Annotated in this window: 14 protein-coding genes and 3 pseudogenes; 7 read left to right on the top strand and 10 right to left on the bottom strand. The window is 62.5% G+C overall.

Features of this window, described 5'->3' with window-relative positions:
* The first annotated feature begins 29 nt into the window (after positions 1-29).
* The 6 genes and pseudogenes from FJ970_RS19670 to FJ970_RS19650 all read left to right on the top strand — a co-directional run bounded on the left by FJ970_RS19670 (position 30) and on the right by FJ970_RS19650 (position 7,848).
* Complete coding sequence (locus tag FJ970_RS19670; RefSeq protein ID WP_140763726.1) at positions 30-809, top strand: PP2C family protein-serine/threonine phosphatase; 780 nt, start codon at positions 30-32, stop codon at positions 807-809.
* Positions 806-1,567, top strand: a pseudogene (locus FJ970_RS33925) (serine/threonine-protein kinase); the annotation flags it as partial. The gene FJ970_RS19670 and the pseudogene FJ970_RS33925, both read left to right, overlap by 4 nt.
* 388 nt (positions 1,568-1,955) lie before the next feature.
* Complete coding sequence (locus tag FJ970_RS33920) at positions 1,956-2,003, top strand: hypothetical protein (protein WP_415752046.1); 48 nt, start codon at positions 1,956-1,958, stop codon at positions 2,001-2,003.
* Between the two features lie 1,460 nt (positions 2,004-3,463).
* Complete coding sequence (locus FJ970_RS19660) at positions 3,464-3,964, top strand: DUF1036 domain-containing protein (protein WP_181178779.1); 501 nt, start codon at positions 3,464-3,466, stop codon at positions 3,962-3,964.
* Entirely contained in the window at positions 3,961-6,387 is a 2,427-nt protein-coding gene (locus tag FJ970_RS19655) for a M23 family metallopeptidase (RefSeq protein WP_140763721.1), read from the top strand. Before FJ970_RS19660 ends, FJ970_RS19655 begins: the two co-directional genes overlap by 4 nt.
* A gap of 228 nt (positions 6,388-6,615) precedes the next feature.
* Positions 6,616-7,848: a caspase family protein gene (locus FJ970_RS19650; protein ID WP_140763719.1), complete on the top strand. Its 1,233-nt coding sequence runs from the start codon at positions 6,616-6,618 to the stop codon at positions 7,846-7,848.
* Between the two features lie 83 nt (positions 7,849-7,931).
* Here FJ970_RS19650 and FJ970_RS19645 read toward each other — a convergent pair whose 3' ends face one another.
* Positions 7,932-8,471 (bottom strand): OmpA family protein, encoded by a 540-nt coding sequence (locus FJ970_RS19645; RefSeq protein WP_227791856.1) that lies wholly within the window; start codon positions 8,469-8,471, stop codon positions 7,932-7,934.
* 175 nt (positions 8,472-8,646) lie between these two features.
* On the opposite strand from FJ970_RS19645, the gene FJ970_RS19640 reads away from it, so the two are divergent.
* Positions 8,647-9,183, top strand: a complete 537-nt coding sequence (locus FJ970_RS19640) for a DUF6931 family protein (protein ID WP_224590307.1) — start codon at positions 8,647-8,649, stop codon at positions 9,181-9,183.
* A 53-nt stretch (positions 9,184-9,236) separates the two neighbouring features.
* On the opposite strand, the gene FJ970_RS33670 is transcribed toward FJ970_RS19640, so the two are convergent.
* From FJ970_RS33670 to FJ970_RS19600, 9 genes and pseudogenes are all read right to left on the bottom strand, one after another.
* Positions 9,237-10,019, bottom strand: a complete 783-nt coding sequence (locus FJ970_RS33670; protein ID WP_265336184.1) for a caspase family protein — start codon at positions 10,017-10,019, stop codon at positions 9,237-9,239.
* 136 nt (positions 10,020-10,155) lie between these two features.
* Positions 10,156-10,578: pseudogene (locus tag FJ970_RS33665) on the bottom strand (caspase family protein); the annotation flags it as partial.
* A complete protein-coding gene (locus FJ970_RS19630) occupies positions 10,484-11,581 on the bottom strand; it encodes an OmpA family protein (protein WP_140763711.1) in 1,098 nt (365 codons plus the stop codon). The gene FJ970_RS19630 and the pseudogene FJ970_RS33665, both read right to left, overlap by 95 nt.
* A 153-nt stretch (positions 11,582-11,734) precedes the next feature.
* Positions 11,735-11,995 carry a hypothetical protein gene (locus tag FJ970_RS19625; RefSeq protein ID WP_224590305.1) on the bottom strand — a complete coding sequence of 87 codons (261 nt, stop codon included), beginning with the start codon at positions 11,993-11,995 and terminating at the stop codon, positions 11,735-11,737.
* Positions 11,996-12,024: 29 nt separating this feature from the next.
* Positions 12,025-14,541 (bottom strand): caspase family protein, encoded by a 2,517-nt coding sequence (locus FJ970_RS19620; protein ID WP_227791855.1) that lies wholly within the window; start codon positions 14,539-14,541, stop codon positions 12,025-12,027.
* Between the two features lie 916 nt (positions 14,542-15,457).
* A pseudogene (locus FJ970_RS19615) lies at positions 15,458-15,856 on the bottom strand (recombinase family protein); the annotation flags it as partial.
* Positions 15,784-16,551: a recombinase family protein gene (locus tag FJ970_RS19610; RefSeq protein ID WP_227791854.1), complete on the bottom strand. Its 768-nt coding sequence runs from the start codon at positions 16,549-16,551 to the stop codon at positions 15,784-15,786. The pseudogene FJ970_RS19615 and the gene FJ970_RS19610, both read right to left, overlap by 73 nt.
* 78 nt (positions 16,552-16,629) lie before the next feature.
* Complete coding sequence (locus FJ970_RS19605) at positions 16,630-16,860, bottom strand: hypothetical protein (protein ID WP_181178849.1); 231 nt, start codon at positions 16,858-16,860, stop codon at positions 16,630-16,632.
* Positions 16,861-16,952: 92 nt separating this feature from the next.
* Positions 16,953-17,552 (bottom strand): hypothetical protein, encoded by a 600-nt coding sequence (locus FJ970_RS19600; protein ID WP_224590304.1) that lies wholly within the window; start codon positions 17,550-17,552, stop codon positions 16,953-16,955.
* Between the last annotated feature and the right edge of the window lies 1 nt (position 17,553).

The raw sequence follows: 17,553 nt of genomic DNA, 5'->3' as shown, positions 1-17,553 counted from the left end.
AGGACGCTCGCGAAGCGCTTGGTGGCAAATTGAGCTCTGTCGCCCTTCCCATCGAAAGCTTCGGCGTGAGCCATAAGGGCTGCGTGCGCGACCACAATGAGGACAACTACCTGATAGAGCCGCAGACCGGCCTGTGGGTGGTGGCCGATGGCATGGGCGGGCACGAGGCCGGCGAGGTCGCGTCGGCCAGCATCGTCGATCATCTGGCGACGATCGGCATTGCGAGCTCGGCACCAGACCTTCGTGCGCGCTTCGAAGACCGGCTGAGCCGCGCCAATTCCGAGATCCGTAACATCTCGCGATCCCGCGGCATCACCATCGGCTCGACCTTCGCGGCTTTGCTTGCCATGGACGGACGGTTCGCTGGCCTGTGGGCCGGCGACAGCCGCATCTATCTGGTCCGCAACGGCGCGATCTTTCAGGTCTCGAAGGATCACACCGAGGTCCAGGAGTTGCTGGACCGCGGCACGATCAGCGCGGAGGAAGCGCTTACCTGGCCGCGCCGCCATGTCATCACCCATGCCGTCGGCGTCAGCGATGAACTCGAGATCGATTTCCAGCAGGGCGAGCTGATGCCGGGGGATGTTTTCGTCCTGAGCACCGACGGACTGACGGCACATGTCAGCGACGCTGAGATCGAAGCCGCGGTGATATCCGCAACGCCCCAGGCGGCGTGCCGAAGCCTGCTGGAGACGGTGCTGGCGCGCGGCGGAACCGACAATGTGACCATCGTACTCGTGAAGATCGGCGGCGGGCGCAACGGTGCGCTCCATTCGGATCGGTCCGAAGCGGAGAGCCTGGCGAGATGAGCGACGACGACAAGACCCGGATATCGACGGATGCCACCTATGCTGGCGTCGGGACCCAGCTCAGCGGCATTTATGAACTCGACGAGAGGATCGCATCCGGCGGCATGGGAGAAGTCTACCGCGGCCACAACATCCAGACCGGCGACCATGTGGCGATCAAGATCGTACTGCCCGAATTCGCCCGCGACCAGACCATCCTGTCGCTGTTCCGCAAGGAAGCGTCGATCCTCAACCACCTGTCGCATGACGCGGTGGTGCGCTATCACGTCTTCACCATCGATCCGAGGATCGGCCGCCCTTATCTCGCGATGGAGTTCGTGGACGGCCAGTCCCTGTTCGACGTGATGCGTCGCGGACCGATGCCGGGGGAAGACGTGCGGCGGCTTTGCCATCGCCTGACGTCGGGGCTCGCCGCAGTGCACCAGGCGGGCGCGGTTCACCGCGATCTCTCGCCGGACAACATCATCCTGCCTGGCGGGCGGGTGGAACGCGCCAAGATCATCGATTTCGGCATCGCTCGGTCGGCGGCCGCAGGCGGTGAAACGCTGATCGGCGGGAAGTTCGCTGGCAAATACAATTACGTCTCCCCGGAACAGCTCGGCCTCTATGGCGGCGAGGTTAGCGAGCAGTCCGATATCTATAGCCTCGGACTGGTGCTCGCCGCCGCATTGCGCGGAAAGCCGCTCGATATGAACGGCACGCCGTACGAGGTCATCGAGAAACGCCGGACCGTGCCGGACCTGTCCGACATCGATCCCGATTTCCACGAGCTTATCGGCGCGATGTTGCAGCCGGATCCGCGCGATCGGCCGGCCAGCATGGCCGAGATCGCCAGGGCAACGCGTAGCGAGGATGTCGACGTGACATTGCTGCCGGCATCGTATGGTTCGCGTGAACGCTCCGGTTTGCCGCGCGCCGGCTGGACGGCGCTGACCGAGTCCAGGCTCCAGCCTTCAGTGCCTCCGGGCGAACAGCGCTTCGTTGAACATGTGCGGCCGGCGCATCTGTCGCAACCAGGGTCCGCGCCGACGCCCGCGCCGGCCAGCGCCACCACGCCGGCTGGGCCGCGAAAATCGTCGCGGATGCCGGCCATCGCTGGCGGCCTTGTGACGCTGGCGGTCCTGTTGGGCGGCGGCGTTTACTTCAGTGGCATGCTGGCGCCACCGCCGGCCGAAAAGGAACTCAAGCCCCTGATACCGAAGCCGGTGGCCCAAACACCGCGAGCGGAAGCATCGAAACCTCAGCCACAATCACCGGTGCAGCCTCGGCCGGAGCCGTCAAAACCTGACAGCGCTGCCACCGTCGAAACGGTGAAGCCACCTGCCCTGCCGGATGTACAGGTGAAGACCCCAATACCGGCTGAGAACCAGGCGGAGGCGGCGGGCGAGCAGACGCCGGAGCCGGCCAAGCCCACCGAAATCCCCGTACCGACCCCCAAGCCCGAGGTGCCGCCGGCGACAGAATCACGGCAGCCCGCCGAGCAGGCGCCGGCCGCCCAGTCCGAATTGACGGCCAACAACAATCGAGCGCAAGTGCCCTCGGGCGAGATCAAGCCTGCCCAGACGCCGGCCGCGAACCCGCCAACGGCAGTGCCGGTGCCAAAGGCTGAGGAGAGTGCGAACTCGTCAAAACCAGCCAGCGCGCCGCCGAAGGCGTTCGAGCCAAGCCAGGTGGTGGCAGAGGGCAAGCCGGCACAGGAGGCAACCCCGCCGGCGACAAAACCAAGCGCAACCGACCTCGTCGACACGCTGTCCAAATTGGCCAAGCCGAACGCCTCCTCGCCTCCGATTGCGCAGAGCCCCGTGCCGGCGCAGCCGACCAGCCCGCCGGCTGAACAGCCGGCGCCGACCCCGACCGCCAGCCAGCCGCAACCAACCGCGCCATCAGAGCCAACGCAGGCGGCGCAGCCGTCCCAACAACCGCAGTTGCCGGTAACCACGCAGCCCGAAAATACCGAAGTCGCGATCAATGTGCCCAAGCCGGCGGTTCCGCCGGCGAAGGCGGTCGACGAGACGGCGCAACGCGCCTCATGGGTGCGCGACTTCAGCGGCGGCGACTGCTTCTACGCGTCGCTGACACCGGACAATGCCAGCGCCCCCGCCATCGAGGGCTTCGCAAGGGCCGTGCAGCCGTTCGAGCGGATGCTCAATGATTTTCGGTCGAGGTTCCATGTCGAGCCGGACATCAGCGTCCGTCTCATCGAGCAACCCCAGTGTGAAGTGACAAACTTCCTGCGCTTCATCGACCGGAACCGTGCGGAAAGTCCGCAGCTCGTTCTCGACCGGACATCGGTGCCGGATGGCGCGCCGATCAGCGGCACGCTGGTAACGCATGCCGGGCTGGTTTCCAACGTCATGCTGATCGACCACGAGGGCATCGCCTTCAACCTCGACGATCGCATCGTGGCGCAAGCCGACAAGGCGACTTTCAACATCCCCATCGGTCTAGGCGCCGCCGACAAGGCGGCCGGCAAGGCCCTGCCGCAGATCATGCTGGTGATCACCGGACCGAAGGACATCCAGGCCGCGATGTTCTCGAGACCGACACCGGTCTCCGAGCTTTTGCCAAAGATCCTCGAGGAGATCGGCTCCGACGGCTCGGGGTTTTCCGCCACCGCCAAATATTTCCGGCTCGGCGGATAGATATGAACGCCGATGGACCTTCGCCCCTCGCATTCATTTTGCCAGCCCTCGTCACGCACAAAGCGTAGCTGGTTTCGATTATTGCCGGACTTCTCCCACCGCCTGGCATTTTCCGCGCTGTTCGGCGCGGCGCTGCTCGTTGTCCTCTCGACGAGCAGGGCGCATGCCGAATTCACTGTCTGCAACCAGACGCTCGACGTCGTCAACCTCGCCGTCGGACAGAAGGTTGACAATGCCGATCAGACCGATGGCTGGTGGACCATCGGCGCCAACCAGTGCGTGAACATTATCCGCGAGGAACTGGCCAACCGCTACATCTACCTCTACGCGACCGACGTGTTCGGCCACGCGATCCTCAACGGATCGACCGAGATGTGCGTTGATCGGCGCCGCTTCTCCATCCGTGGCATCGAGGATTGCTGGCAGCGCGGTCACATCGCGGCGCGTTTCGTCGAGGTCGATACGCTGGAGCAGGTGCGCTGGACCTATTTCCTGACCGGAAACAGCCCGTGACGCACAGCATCGACACGAGCTTCAAACAGAAGAAGCTGGCGCGCTTGGCCGAGCGCAGACGCAAACTCTGGCGCCGCGTTCTTGCTGGCGTTGCAACGCTCACCGTCATCGCGATCGCCACCGGCTTCTATCTTACCAAGGACAACTGGTCGTTCGGCGACGAGGATGAGGAACTGCATCCCGTCGAAGGTATGGAAGACGTGCCGCCCGACGCCTCGGTCTATGTGCCGGCCATCATCGACCTTGCCGGTGACCCGATGTGGATCACGCTGGCGCCCGATGCGGACACCGCCGCAAAGGGCCACACGGTTGCGCGCCCGGCCGAACTCGATAGTTCCGGGGCCTCGCCGCAGATCGAGATTCTGTCCGACGTGATGCTGAGCGCCAGCGAGAAGTTCATGACGACGATCCCGTCGACGCAGGAGGATTTTGCCTTCTTCAAGGCGCAGCGGCAGACTGCTCCGAAGCCTTCAACTGGCCCAGACGATCAGCAACCGACCTCGCCCGCACCTTCGCCCAACGACCAACCGGGCGATCTGGCGAACGACCTGCAGGCGCCGCCGGACGCGGGCGATATCCCCGCCGGTTCGGCGCCCAAAGCCGACGCAGACTCCCCCGAGGCCGGCTGGGGCGAGACCATCGACCAGCGAGAGGCAGCGCTCCCCGCCTTCAAGAGAACCGCTATCGAGAACAACACCACAGTCGCGACCGTCACCAGCGAATATCAGCGCTTCGCGGCGACAGAGGACACTTTCGTGAAAATCCTCAACGACCGTAGCCTGGAAAGCGTGGCGCTCGACGCGCATTTCTCCGAGGAGGACGCCAGGCTTGCGGGCGAGGCGCTGAAAGCGCTGTTCAAGCGCGATGGACTCGAGGCCGGTTTTGTAGTCGCCATGCGAGGCTTCCGGCCGAACCGCGAGACGACGACGCTGTCGCTGATGCAGGTCTCGGTCTACGCAAGGAAGGTCTATGTCGGTACGCTGACGCGCAACGCAGCGGGCGCCTTCGTTTCAGGGGTCGACCCCTGGGTGAGCGAGGACCTCTTCAACTATTCCGGTGCCTCGGACCAGGGCGGGCCCAAGCGGCAGTACCGCCTGCTCGACGCAATCTACTCGACCGCGGCACGCAACAAGGTGCCGACCAGCGTGATCGGCGAAGCGATCATGTATCTGTCGAGGGGACAGGATCTCGACGCTTTCGCCAGCGAGGACCAGCGTCTGGTGATGATCTATTCGCAGAGGCCGCGCGACCAGGGCGAGATCTCCGGACGGGTGCTTTATGTCGGCGTCCAGGGTAAGGACAAGAACCTCGACTGCTTCGTCTTCCAGCAAAGCGATGGCCAGTATGCCTGCGTGACCGGCGATGATCAGGTTCGTTCGCTGACCGTCACTAACGGCATGGTTACGCCGGTGAGCGGCGTGATGACGTCGACCTTCGGCCCACGCAAGCATCCGATCCTCGGCACGGTTCGGATCCACAAAGGTGTCGACTGGGCGGCTCCGGTCGGGACCCCTGTCATGGCCGCGTTCGACGGCGAGATTTCCTTCCAGGGCGATGGCGGCAGCTATGGCAATCTGGTGAAGATCACGCATGCCAACGGCCGCGAGACGCGCTACGCGCATATGCAAAAATTCGCCATCGCCAGCGGCGTCGGCACCAAGGTGAAGGCTGGCGACGTCATCGGCTATATCGGCACTACGGGACTTTCGACCGGCCCGCATCTGCATTTCGAGCTCTACGAGAACGGCGAGGCGATCGACCCGCTGGGGACAGTCACCGCAGTCGCCACCGCCGTTTCCGTCAGTTCGGGCGGGCCCGGCGATTCCGCGGTCGAGACGCTGACCGACCGGATCGTCCACGTCGAAAGCGGCGGCAGCGCCCGCGCCAAGAACCCCAACTCGTCGGCAACGGGCGCCGGCCAGTTCATCACCAAGACCTGGATCCGGATGATGAACACCTATCGTCCCGACCTTGCCCGATCGCTTTCGACCGCCGACCTGCTCGCGCTTCGCTATGACGCGACGCTGTCGCGCGAAATGGTGCGCGACCTGGCGCGCGAAGGGGAGGCCTATCTGCGCGCCCGCGGCCACCAGATCACCGCCGGGCGCCTGTATCTTTGCCATTTCCTCGGCATGGAAGGGGCGCACCAGGTGCTGGCGGCGCCGGGTTCGTCGCAATTGAGCGCCGTTCTGGGTTCAGCGGTGATCGAGGCCAATCCCTTCCTCATCGGCAAGACCGCTGGCTATGTCATTGACTGGGCCGAGCGGAAGATGGGACAGAAAGTGCCGCGCGTGGTGACTGATGCGAGCCAGCCGACGACAACCACGACCGAACTCCGGCAGACATCGCCGGAGTTCGAAAAATACAAGCAGGCAATAGCGGGGCTGCTCAATTCAATCCAAGGTACGCTTGAGCCAGGCTAGTAACTGTCTTGGCTCTAACTGCGCACAGATCGCCCGGTCGATCGGTTTTGACGCCTGCGGCTGGCATATTGGCAAATATTTTCAGAGGCTCAGGGCGCACCCTGTGAACCTAAACCGTGGTCGGGGTCACATAAGCCTGAGAGCCATTTTTGGCAAAAGCGACTTTGTCGCTGACGAACTGGGCATGCACAGGCATCAATAGCGCCCCATGGGGCGGAGGGCTGATCCATGAAACTGTTTGCCATCCTTTTGAGCGGACTTGTCCTTTCCATCCTTGCCGCCTTCGGCGTCCAGGCCGCAACAGCCGAGAGCAAGCGTGTCGCGCTGGTCATCGGCAACAGCAAATATGTCAACGCCGTTGCCTTGCCTAACCCGGCGAACGATGCCCACCTGATTGCGTCGACGCTGCGCAACGCCGGCTTCGAAGTGATCGAAGGCGTCGACCAGGACAATGCCGGCATGCATGGCCTGATCAGCAAATTCACCGAAGAATCCTACAACGCGGACCTCGCGGTCATCTTCTACGCCGGCCACGGCATGCAGGTCGACGGCAAGAACTATCTCATACCGGTCGATGCCGACCTTACCTCACCCGCCTATCTCAAGACCCGCACAGTTCAGATCGACGAGTTGATGGCGGCGCTGCCTGCCGATCCCGCCGCCGGCATCATCATCCTCGATGCCTGCCGCGACAATCCGCTGGCTCGCACGCTGGCCACGGCGCTGCCCAAGAGCCGCTCGCTCGGTGCCGGCCTCGCGCCGGTGGACGCAAAGGCAGACGGCGTCGGCACCGGCGGTGTCTTGATTGCTTATGCGACCGATCCCGGTGCTGTCGCTTTCGACGGCAACGGCGTCGACAGCCCCTACTCGCTGGCCTTGGCCAAGCACCTGACCGAACCCGGGGTCGAGATCCAGAGCGCGCTGACGCGCGTGCGCGGCGACGTGACTGAAGCCACGCAAGGTCGGCAGCGCCCATGGCACAACGCATCACTGGGGCGCGAGGTTTTCCTTGGCAAGCCAGCGGCACAAGCCGCGGCGGCGCCAATCGGCGATGCAGCCAAGACGCCGGCCTCGCCCGCCCCTGAGCCGGTGGCCAGCGATCCGCCGTCCTGGGAGGTCGAGCAACGCCTTTGGGATGAGGCCTCGAAAAACAACGCCATTCCCTATTACGAGGCGTATCTCGACCAGTTCCCGAGCGGCCTCTTCGCCAGGGTGGCAAGGCTCGACATCGACCAGTTGAAGGCGGGCAAGCAGACTGCGGCGCCGCCGAAGAAACAGGTCGTGCAGAAGACCCGCACCCTGAAGCCGGTGCCACACAAGCAACAGAAGGTTGTCCAGCGCAGGCTCAGCAGCGAGACCATTGCGCGCGACGAGCCGCCACCGAGAGAGAATAATGACTTCCTGGCCAGGGCGCTCATTTTCGGCAGCGGCGTTGTGATCGGCAGCGCGCTCAAACATTGATCAGAAGGCATCAAGGTGGACCCGGCGTTTGGACAAGATCCCTTGCCAGTGTCGCTGTTAAGGATCGGCCTGGCGGCGACCGCCTACTCGGTCCTGATGCGCATTTCCACGCGTCGGTTGACCGGATCGTAGGGATTGGCGACACGCGGGTGCGACTTGCCCAGGCCGATCGCTTCGAGCCGCGCCGATTCAACGCCGTTCGCTTCGAGGAACGCGGCCACCGACTTGGCCCGCCGCTGCGACAGGTCCTGGTTGTAGCGATCCGGGCCGGTTGCATCGGTATGACCTTCAACGACAAAGCTGAACGTGCTCAGCCGATTGTCCTTCAGTGCCTTGGCGAACTCATCGAGTTCGGTGCGCGCGATCTGGTCGAGTTGCGCGGAATCAAGGGCGAAATTGATCATCATGTCGAGACCAGCCTTTTGTTGGGCTGAGCCAGTCTTCTCGGCCTTGCTCTTGCACTCTTCCTCCGTGCCAACGCAGATGCCGCGCGCGGCACCCAGATTGCCGGGCTGGCCGGCGAAGAACTTGACGATGTCTTCCGACTTCTGAAGCGGATCGGCGCAGACGTGCGTCCCAAGAAGCATGGCCGCCAATGCCAAGGCTGAACTGCCCCATCGCATGACCGTCACTCCTGTGTAAGTGGATTTCGCTGGCGGCATCATATCAAATCGGGAAGCGATTGTCTGTGAACAAACGCATTCTGCTCGCGTCCGCCACCTGCTGAAGACTGACGCTTGACCGGCGCTCGGCCACAGGCTTGAGTGCTGTTCTGGTGGCTCTCGGGGTATGGCAGCCATGGCCAATGAACTCGGATACAGAACGGCACGGGATCTGTTTCTTGCTTGTCCCGCCATCGCCAGGGACATGAAATCGCTGGCCACCGGCCAGCCGCCGCTTGATTTTTGCCGAGCCCTGCTTGCCGGGCGCGTGCCGGAAGAAGCAATCACGTTCTGTGCCTACCTCCTGCCCGAGCGAGCCGCCGTCTGGTGGGGACATGAATGCCTGAGCACTCTCGCCGAGCTCCTCGCGGACCGGGATCTCGAATTGCTGGCGCTTGTCCACGACCGCGTCGGCGAACCTGACAATCCCGACCATCAAGCGGTCTTGAGCAATTCCCTGGACCTGCCGCCAGCGACGCCGGCCGCCTGGATCGCTCTGGCAGCGGTGTGGCGCGACCCGACCCTCAACATGGTGTCGACCGGATTTCCTGCCGCCCATGCCGTCAATGCCGGAATTCTGGCCGCGCTGGCCCGGGCCTCGCTGGCGGACCGGTTTGCCGTGCTTTCGGCCTTTGTCGAAATGGGCATTCAGATGGCGGAGATGGAGGCGTAACGGCATTCGCCGATCCCTACGCGCCGCCCGTCATCGCCGACATCAGTCCGGCATTATTGGCAGCCGCCTTGCGCCCACCTGGCCAGCGCGACCTTGAAGCGGGTACCGAGCGGATGCTGCAGGCGCAGGACCGAGACGTCGTTGGCGGCGAAATTCTTCGCCTGCTCGCAAAGCCGGGCCTCATTCCACTGATGGCAGGTCTCGCAGTGCTTGCCTTCCCAGACCGATTTGTCGAGGCCTTCCACCGGACTGAAAAGCGGTTCGCTCTTGATCAGTTGGGCGATGCTCTTGCCGTCGATCGCCGGGTCGCCGAACTTGATGGGACGATCGAAAAGGATAGGGCCGTCGGTAGCCAGCTTCGGGATTTTCGCGCGCAGGGTATCAAGCGCAAGCTGATCGGCATTCTGGCTTGGCGAAGCGCCGGTGTTGCGTGCGTCAGAGCCGGCTTCAGCTTGCCGGGTGCTCGCCTCGCCGACGATCAGCGGCGCGTTGAGATCGACCTTGTGCAGGACAACCTCGGTGGTCAAAGAGACGTTGATCCAGGGGCGTTGCTTGCCGGCGGTCGCGTTGAAGACGTCACTGGTCACCCTGTTCATCGCTTCGGTGATGGAGACATTGGATTCCCCAATGTGCTGGAGCAATGCCGTCGTGAAGGGCGAGTGGTCGCCAGACCCGTCATAGGCGAGCTGGTTGGGACTGGCGGCAAAGGCGACGAGCGTTCCAGCGCCGCCATTCTCGATCGGAATTTCCGCAAGGCCACTGCTTGCACCCTTGATGCCGGCGGTCTTTGCCAGCACATCGGCCAGAGGATTGTCCCGGCACGCGTCCAGAAACACCAGCCGTATGCTTGTCTCGCGAGAATCTCTGGCGCAAAATGAAATCGACCGACACGGCCTCAAAGTCGAGCGAGGTCTCGTCCTCGAGTGCGGCATCCACCGGAAGCAAATAGTTCTTGCCTGAAACCTGCAGGCCATGGCCGGCATAGAAGAAAAGCGCCACATCGGCGCCGCGCACCTGCTTGGCGAACTGGGCGACCGTGGTCTGGGTCTGCTGCTTGGTGAGATCGAAGCCAGAGACCACCTCGAAACCAAGGTTCTTCAGGCGCTCGGCCATCGCCTGGGCATCGCGCGCGGGATTGGCCAGCGGCGCGGCGTGCTGATATTGCGAGTTGCCGAGCACCAGCGCGACGCGGCGCTCGGCACTGGCGGCCGTCAAAGTCAAAAGCAGGACAAGCGCGACAAGGCCGGAGCCGCGAAGCAAGACGGTGCAAAATGCGATTGCACGGGAGCCCACCCCGACCTCAGTTCGCGAGCTTCGTGGCGGAGAATTCGATGCGCCGGTTGAGCGCCTTGTTCTTTGGCGTGTCGTTGGCGGCAACCGGGCTCTCCTCGCCATGGCCGGCGGCACTGATCTGCTGACGCGGCACGCCACCGGCGACCAACGCATCGGCAACCGCCTGCGCTCGCCGTTCGGAGAGCGCCTTGTTTGCTTCGGGCGAGCCGTCCGAGTCGGTGTAGCCGGACACCTCCACCTTCAGGGTCGGGCATTTGCCGACGACCCCTTCAACTTCGGTGAGCAGCGGACGGCTCTTGGCATCGAGCCGGGCACTGGCCGAGCGAAAGTAGATGGCGCCGGTGCGCGACAGCACGGCAAACCGGTTGAGGCACTCCTCGTCGCTGAAATTGGCCTTAGCGGCGTCGGTAGCCACGGGACCGACATCGGTGGTGCCGGCAGCGACTGTCTGCACCGCGGCCGGCTTGCTGCCGTCGGCGACAAAGACGAAGTCGAAGGACACCGAGGCGGTGGGCACGATGTTCGTCACATTGGCGGCCTGCTGCAGCTTGTCTACGTTCGGCAGCAGGCCGAAATCCTCGACATGCACCGCGACGGGAGCCTCCGACGCGACGGAAACCTGAGTGTCGCTGATCATGGTTACCACGACGCTCGCCTCCAGATCCTTGTCGACGCCGTGCAGGCTCAGCCGGAACGGTAATGTTGCCTTGATCCGGCGTTTGGCCGGCAAGTCGGCAAAGGCGGCCGGGTCCACCTTCGCCGTCAGCTCGGCCGTCGGATATTTGAATGTTTCGAAGAACAGGAACCGCATGCGCACATTGCGCAGGTCGACGCCCGTGTCGACGGAATTGAGATCGAAGCTGATCCTGGCGTTACCGGCGGAACTCAGCGTGCCGGTGATATTCCTGATCTTGTTGGTCTCGACGATCGTGTTCTTCTTGACCGACTGATAGGTGAGCACCGAGGCGTCAGGATCGAGCGTCCAGTTCGGCGCGGCACTCGCCATTGGCGGTCCAAGGACCATCAATCCCAATATTGCTGCAATGATCAGGCCAATAGGCCGCGTCACGGCTTTCGCTTGCGAGAATGCAACGACTTCGAACATGGAACGCCCCCGCCAGGACAACCCGATCTCGATACGGCACGTGGCGGGAGCATAGAGCACTTGCCTTCGATTGGCGAGCGGTTCTAGCAAGTTGCGGAGAAGCGAGACGAGTCATCTCGCTTCGGAAGAACGTGTGTCGAGGTTGCGCCGCTATCACCACCCGCCGCCGCCACCGCCGCCGGCCCCACCGCCGCCGCCCAATGGCTGTATAATAACAGGCTTGGGCCCATCGTTGACCGGTTTGACCAGTTTCTTGGCAGTCACCTTCTTCTGTTTGACCACATTCGGCGCCGTCGTCACGCGAACCTGTTTGGTGCGATGTTTCGTTGCCGGCGCCGGCTCGATCCTAGGCGTCACGGTCGTGCACCCAACGACCGCAAGAGATAAGATTGCCGCGATGACCGCCTGCTTCAATGCCCTGCCCACCATTGCCTCCTTGTTGATCAGAACAGATCGCGACGCGGATTGGCTTGCTCCCAGACGGCTCTCGCCGTCTTGACCAATTGATCGTCAACCGAGCCGCCCGCGGGGACTTTCGATTTGAGTTCCGAGCGTAGCTGCTTGAGGGCAGCCGTCTTCGGTTTAGCGCCAAACTGCGCCAGCGTGGTCCGGGCGCTCGGCAACTCGTTGCGAAGATCGAGCCCTGCAGCGAAAGCCAGATAACGGACGGCGACGACCTGATCGGATTTGCCTCCTTTCTGCATCTCGATAGCCGCGCGATCATAGGCGGCCGAATAGTCGCCGCGATCGGTCGCCAGTTCGAACAGCTTCTGCGCTTCAGCAAGATTCTGCTCCACGCCGTCACCGTCCCGGTACATGCGCGCGAGACTGCCGGGCGCATAGGGCTGGCCGAGATCCATCGCCTTCTGGAAAAGGGCCTGCGCCTGCTTTGTGTCCTTCTCTACGCCCCGCCCACTGAGATAGTTGCGTCCGAGAATGTTCATGGAATACATGTCCTGGCGCTCGACGCCCGCCTTGAGGAAGGCAACGGCCCGAGCCGGGTCGGCAGGCACGCCATTGCGACCTTCGGTGAAGATCGCGGCGAGGTCGTTCATAGCATAGGTGTGGCCCATGGCCGCCGCCTTGAGCAGCAGGTCCAGGCCCCTGCCCGTATCACGCTTAACGCCGAGACCGTTGAACAAGGCGCGGCCCCAGGCAGTCATTCCATAGGGGTCGCCTTTGTCGGACGCTTTCGCATAGAAACCGTTCGCCTTGCTCGGATCCACGGCTGCCCCGATGCCGGATGAAGCGATATAGCCAAGCTCGAACACTGCGCGGACATGCCCCCTGTCGGCAGCCTCCTGGATCGCCTTCTTCGCGTCATCAACCTTGCCGACCGCAAGCAGTGCGCGACCGAGTTGATAGTGGAAGCGAGCGACGCCCGGATAGGCTTTCACCGCCGCCCTGCAGACGTCCACGGCGTTGCCGCTGATCTCATTCGGCAACAGACCGGGGACGACGCCCTGCAGGTCAAGAGGTTCCCCGGCCTCCCTGTCGCATGGGTCGACGCTGGGCGACAGCTTCATCGTCGCCGGCTTTGGCGAGGTGTTGTCAGCCCGGATTTCGAAGCCGACTATGAGTGGCTTGACGGCGCCGATCTGTGGTTCGTAACGCAACTGATCGACCTCATCGGCCATCACGCTCGAGCCAGGCGACAAGGCCCGATCCGGCAGGGACAACGTTCCCGTTGCCGGATAGCTCGCAAGTTTCAGGCTGACCGCGGGATCCTTGGTCGGGAAATCCAGCTTCAACGGAACCGGGCCGACGCCGACGGGAACCTGGACGTCACGGTTTTCGATCGCTTCGGCGGCGCCGGTAATGTGAATGCCGCGTTCCACCACTTCCTGCTTCTGCTCGGACTCGAGCGAGGCCACAAGCTGCTTGCCCTCGGCGCCCTCTCCATTCTTGACTCGGAAGACCAGGATGCCTTGGGATTCGCCACCCCAATTGTCGCGTGTGGCATAGGCCATCATGTCGACTAGTTCCTGGATGCCGGCGCCCTTAGGGACGTCCATCTGCAATCGCGGGAGATCCTTGCCGGCGATCGGCTCACCCGCCGCAACCGGCTTGCCGTCCAAAATCAGACGCCCGAGCGCCGGCGGTCTCTCGATGCTGACGGTGACCGGGCCGCCATCGACATCCAGCGGCTCCGGCAGGTCGAGCGCGACAGGGCCGACGCCGGATGGCACGACCTTTTCCAACACGGGCGGCAGTGCGGGCCGGCTGGCGCGACGCATGAGGACGACCTCGTCGATAAGCGAGGAGTTTTCCCAAGGCACCTGCTTACCGGCCGTGGCCTCGACCACATCCCGGCGAACGGCCGCCATGACCGAGCGTATCTCCTGGTTCGGCGCCAGTGCGCGACGCGAGAAGGCGGAGGAAAAAGGACTGAGATCGCCACTTCCGTCATAGGCGACGGCACCGGGCTCGGTGGCAAAGGCAATAAGCGTGTTCAGCGAACTTTTCACCTGCGCAAGGCCGGTGTCGCCGGCAGTGATCAGTTGGTCTCGCAACCAATAGTCTTTGCGCGGAAACGGATTATTGCGGCAGGCGTCGAGGATGATCACCTGGATCTTCGATTTCGCTCTCAACTGCTGCAGCACATCGTCGAGCTTGACGGCCTGGACCTCAATGTCGGCCGCGTTCGTGAGCGATGCATCGACCGGGATGAGGAAATTTTCACCGCCGATCTGAAAGCCATGGCCGGAATAGTACACGATCGCCAGATCGGCGCCGTCCGCCGCCGCGAGGTAGTTGCGGAACTGCTTTTCGAATTCGATCTTGGTGAGGTCCTTGGCGACGAACACGTCGAATCCGGCTAGCCGGAAGGTGTTCGACACGTCCTCGGCATCCTTGTCCGGATTCTTGAGAGCCGGAATCTCGCGGTATTCGGAATTGCCTATGACAAGGGCAACCCTTCGATCGGCACAAGCTTGGAATGCCGTGAAGCACGCGAGCATCAGGGCCGCAATGAACGCAAAACATCGCAGCATGGCGCATCCTTAACTGCTCATGACCTGGAGGGCACAAGACACAGCTTGCGACAACCTGATCTGTTAAAGACTTCCAATCTGCCGAAACGGCAAGGTCGCACCCGCGATGGATGGCAGATGCTGTTCCCACAACTGCTAAAATAGCCCAGTGGCGTCGGTACCGCAATAAGCTGGGCGAGTGCGACATGCTGTGCCCGCAGCCAACCTCGTAGCAGTGGCATCGCTCGGCCATCCAGACCCCTCCTAAAAGCGCACGCAATTCGCCGGAGGTGCGAGCCAGAAAGGTCGAAAAGGTTCCAGGAACCCCAGCCAAACTGGACTCCCTGTCGGCACAGCGGTCTGCTGTGCGCCTGTTACTGCTCCAGAATGCGACCGTTTTCGCAAGTAGATCAAACAGTTGCCTGAAGACGGCGCGAACCTCGCCTTGGTCCCATTGGCCGTTCGACAGCACGAGATTCAAGAGCCGCTTTTTCTCGTGCACAGGCTGTTTCGCGAACAGTCGGCTGGCGTTGCGTGCCAGTTCCAGCAGCTGGATACCATCCTCCATGTATGATTCCTCGGCGCTACCATGGCGCTCTATCTCGCGAAGCAGCCGCGTCTGTTCGGTTCGCCACTGCGCTGACATCCGCTCGTAGAAGGCGTTGTCGATGCGGCGATCGAGCTTGTCGAGATACATGGCGTGCAGCCGATCCTCGAGCCGCTTGTACTCGACCTGGCATCGATGGATCGCCTGTTCATGCTCGCGGCGCTCGTCGGCATGGCTGGCCATGAGGGCTGCCTTGACCCATTCCAGTATCTCTTCGTCGAAATGCAACCGGTCGAGCAGGTTGGCGAATGCCTGATCGAGCACTTCCTCGCGGACATATTTGCGGCGGCAATCACCATATCCGCCCCGGCCTTTGTTGGTATGCCCCGTGCAATGATAGTAGACATATTTGCCCTTCTTGATCTCCGCCACGACGGCACAGCCGCATTCAGTGCAGGTCATCAGGCCGGTGAAGGCGAACTCGTTTCCTATCGGGTGGGTTGGCACCGCATTGCGGCCCGTCAGGACGCCCTGGACCCGCTCCCATAGCTCGATCGATACGAGAGGTTCGTGCTTGCCCTGGTGCAATTTGCCGTTCCACTGGAACAGCCCCGTGTAGAGGCGGTTGCGCAGGATCATATGCCCGGTGCTGACCGGAACCGGATTGCCGCTCTTGGGATAGATCAGCCCATCGCCATGGGCTGCCTTAGCCAAGGCCTTGAGCGAACACTGGCCGGTTGCGTAGCGCTCGAACAGCTGCGTGACGACTGGAGCCAGTTCAGGATGCGGCTCGATAACCTTTTGCCGTCCTTGCCCGTGGTGTTGACATAGCCCAGCGGAGCCTTAGTCGGCCAGATGCCCTGCTCCGCCTTCTCCATCTGCCCCTTGCGGGCTTCTTCCGACAGGTTGTCGATATAGTTCTTGGCCATCAAGACCTTGATGCCGTGCATGAATTTTTCAGATGAGCGCGAGTCTCGCGATAGAGTCACACCTTCTTTCGCGAGGTGGATTTCCACATCCAGTTCATCAAGCGTCACCCAGTCCTTCAGGTTGCGATAGAGCCGGTCGGTCTTTTCGACCAGGACGCTTCCAATGCCGGGATGCTTTCGTAGGTATTTGACCATTTCGGTGAAGTTGATCCGGCCGGTGGTTTTGGCCGTCTCGACGTCGATAAACTCCTGCACGATGTCGAACCGCTGTTGCAGGGCGTAGTCGCGTAGCAGCTTGCACTGCGCCGGGATGGAGAAGCCTTCCTTCTCCTTCTCCTTCTCCTTCTCCTTCTCCTTCTCCTTCTCCTTCTCCTTCTCCTTCTCCTTCTCCTTCTCCTTCTCCTTCTCCTTCTCCTTCTCCTTCTCCTTCTCCTTCTCCTGCTCCTTGGAGGAGACGCGCGCGTAGAGCAGCGCCTTTACAAGGCCTGCGGGCCTGGCGATCCGGACAAGTCGCTGGTTCATCTGGGGTGCGTCCTTCCCTCGCTGGTCATCGGGTTGCGGACCGACAGAGCCCGCGATCAAGCGGCCATGACGCGCCGGCTATTCGCCCCGGTCAATCCGGTCCCATTCGGCGAGGATGCGAAAGAAGCCACCGAGATTATCGACGATTTGCCGGGCATCGTCCGTTGACAGGGGCTGCTCCATTCGCGCCTCGAACAAGCGGACCGTTCGTTCCAGAAATGCTTCGTCGACGACGCGCGGGCGCGAAAACAGATCGGCCTCTGCATCGCGTCTAACGCCGCGTTTTGCCGCGCGCCGTGCTGCCTTCACTGTTTCTGTCCCGACCACATCTGCATCGGGACAAGATTCGCTGAAATTGCCCCAGCGGCGAATGGCCGTTATTTACGCTGTTGTTTCTTTTTTTACTCCGGTTTTATCCCAACGGCGGGTCGCAGCCTCAAGTCGAGATTCTCGGTTTGGGTCTGTAGACCGACCAGGTCGGCAGCCATCGCGCGATATCGCCTGCAATCCGCATCAATGGCCAACCGATCTGGCCGTTCCAGCGGCAGGCTCCCGGTGATTTCCTTCAAGTCATCAAGTATCGAAGCAATATGCGGCCAGGGAAAGTCGGTGGGATCGTCGATGTCGCGATCCGCGCCGGCGATGATTTCGAGCTTAGCGACAACACCAAGAAGCGACCGCGCCGGAGTTTGAGGCAGTTCGTCCTGAAGTTTCAAGGCAGCCGTCATAGCTTCGACCTCCGCTTGATAGGCGATCGAGTAGACGATCTTCTCGTCCACCGCTTCCCGCGGCGCCGCGCCGAGTACGCGTGTTTCCAAACGCTGTTGCAGACGACACAACACCAGCGAGACGCGTTGGGCCTGCTGCCAGCTCGTGAACAACGCAATAGCCGGATCGGAAACAGCGTCCCGGCTCTTGCCGCTCTCCCGACGCTGGGCTGGCGTTCCGCCGTTCCGACGCAAATTGGTATTCGGAGCTCCAGCCATCATTCGATCGACCATC

It is taken from the genome of Mesorhizobium sp. B2-1-8 (assembly GCF_006442545.2).
Classification (GTDB): domain Bacteria; phylum Pseudomonadota; class Alphaproteobacteria; order Rhizobiales; family Rhizobiaceae; genus Mesorhizobium.
Note: the sequence above shows the minus strand (reverse complement) of the source record. Positions and strands in the feature narration are given on the sequence as shown.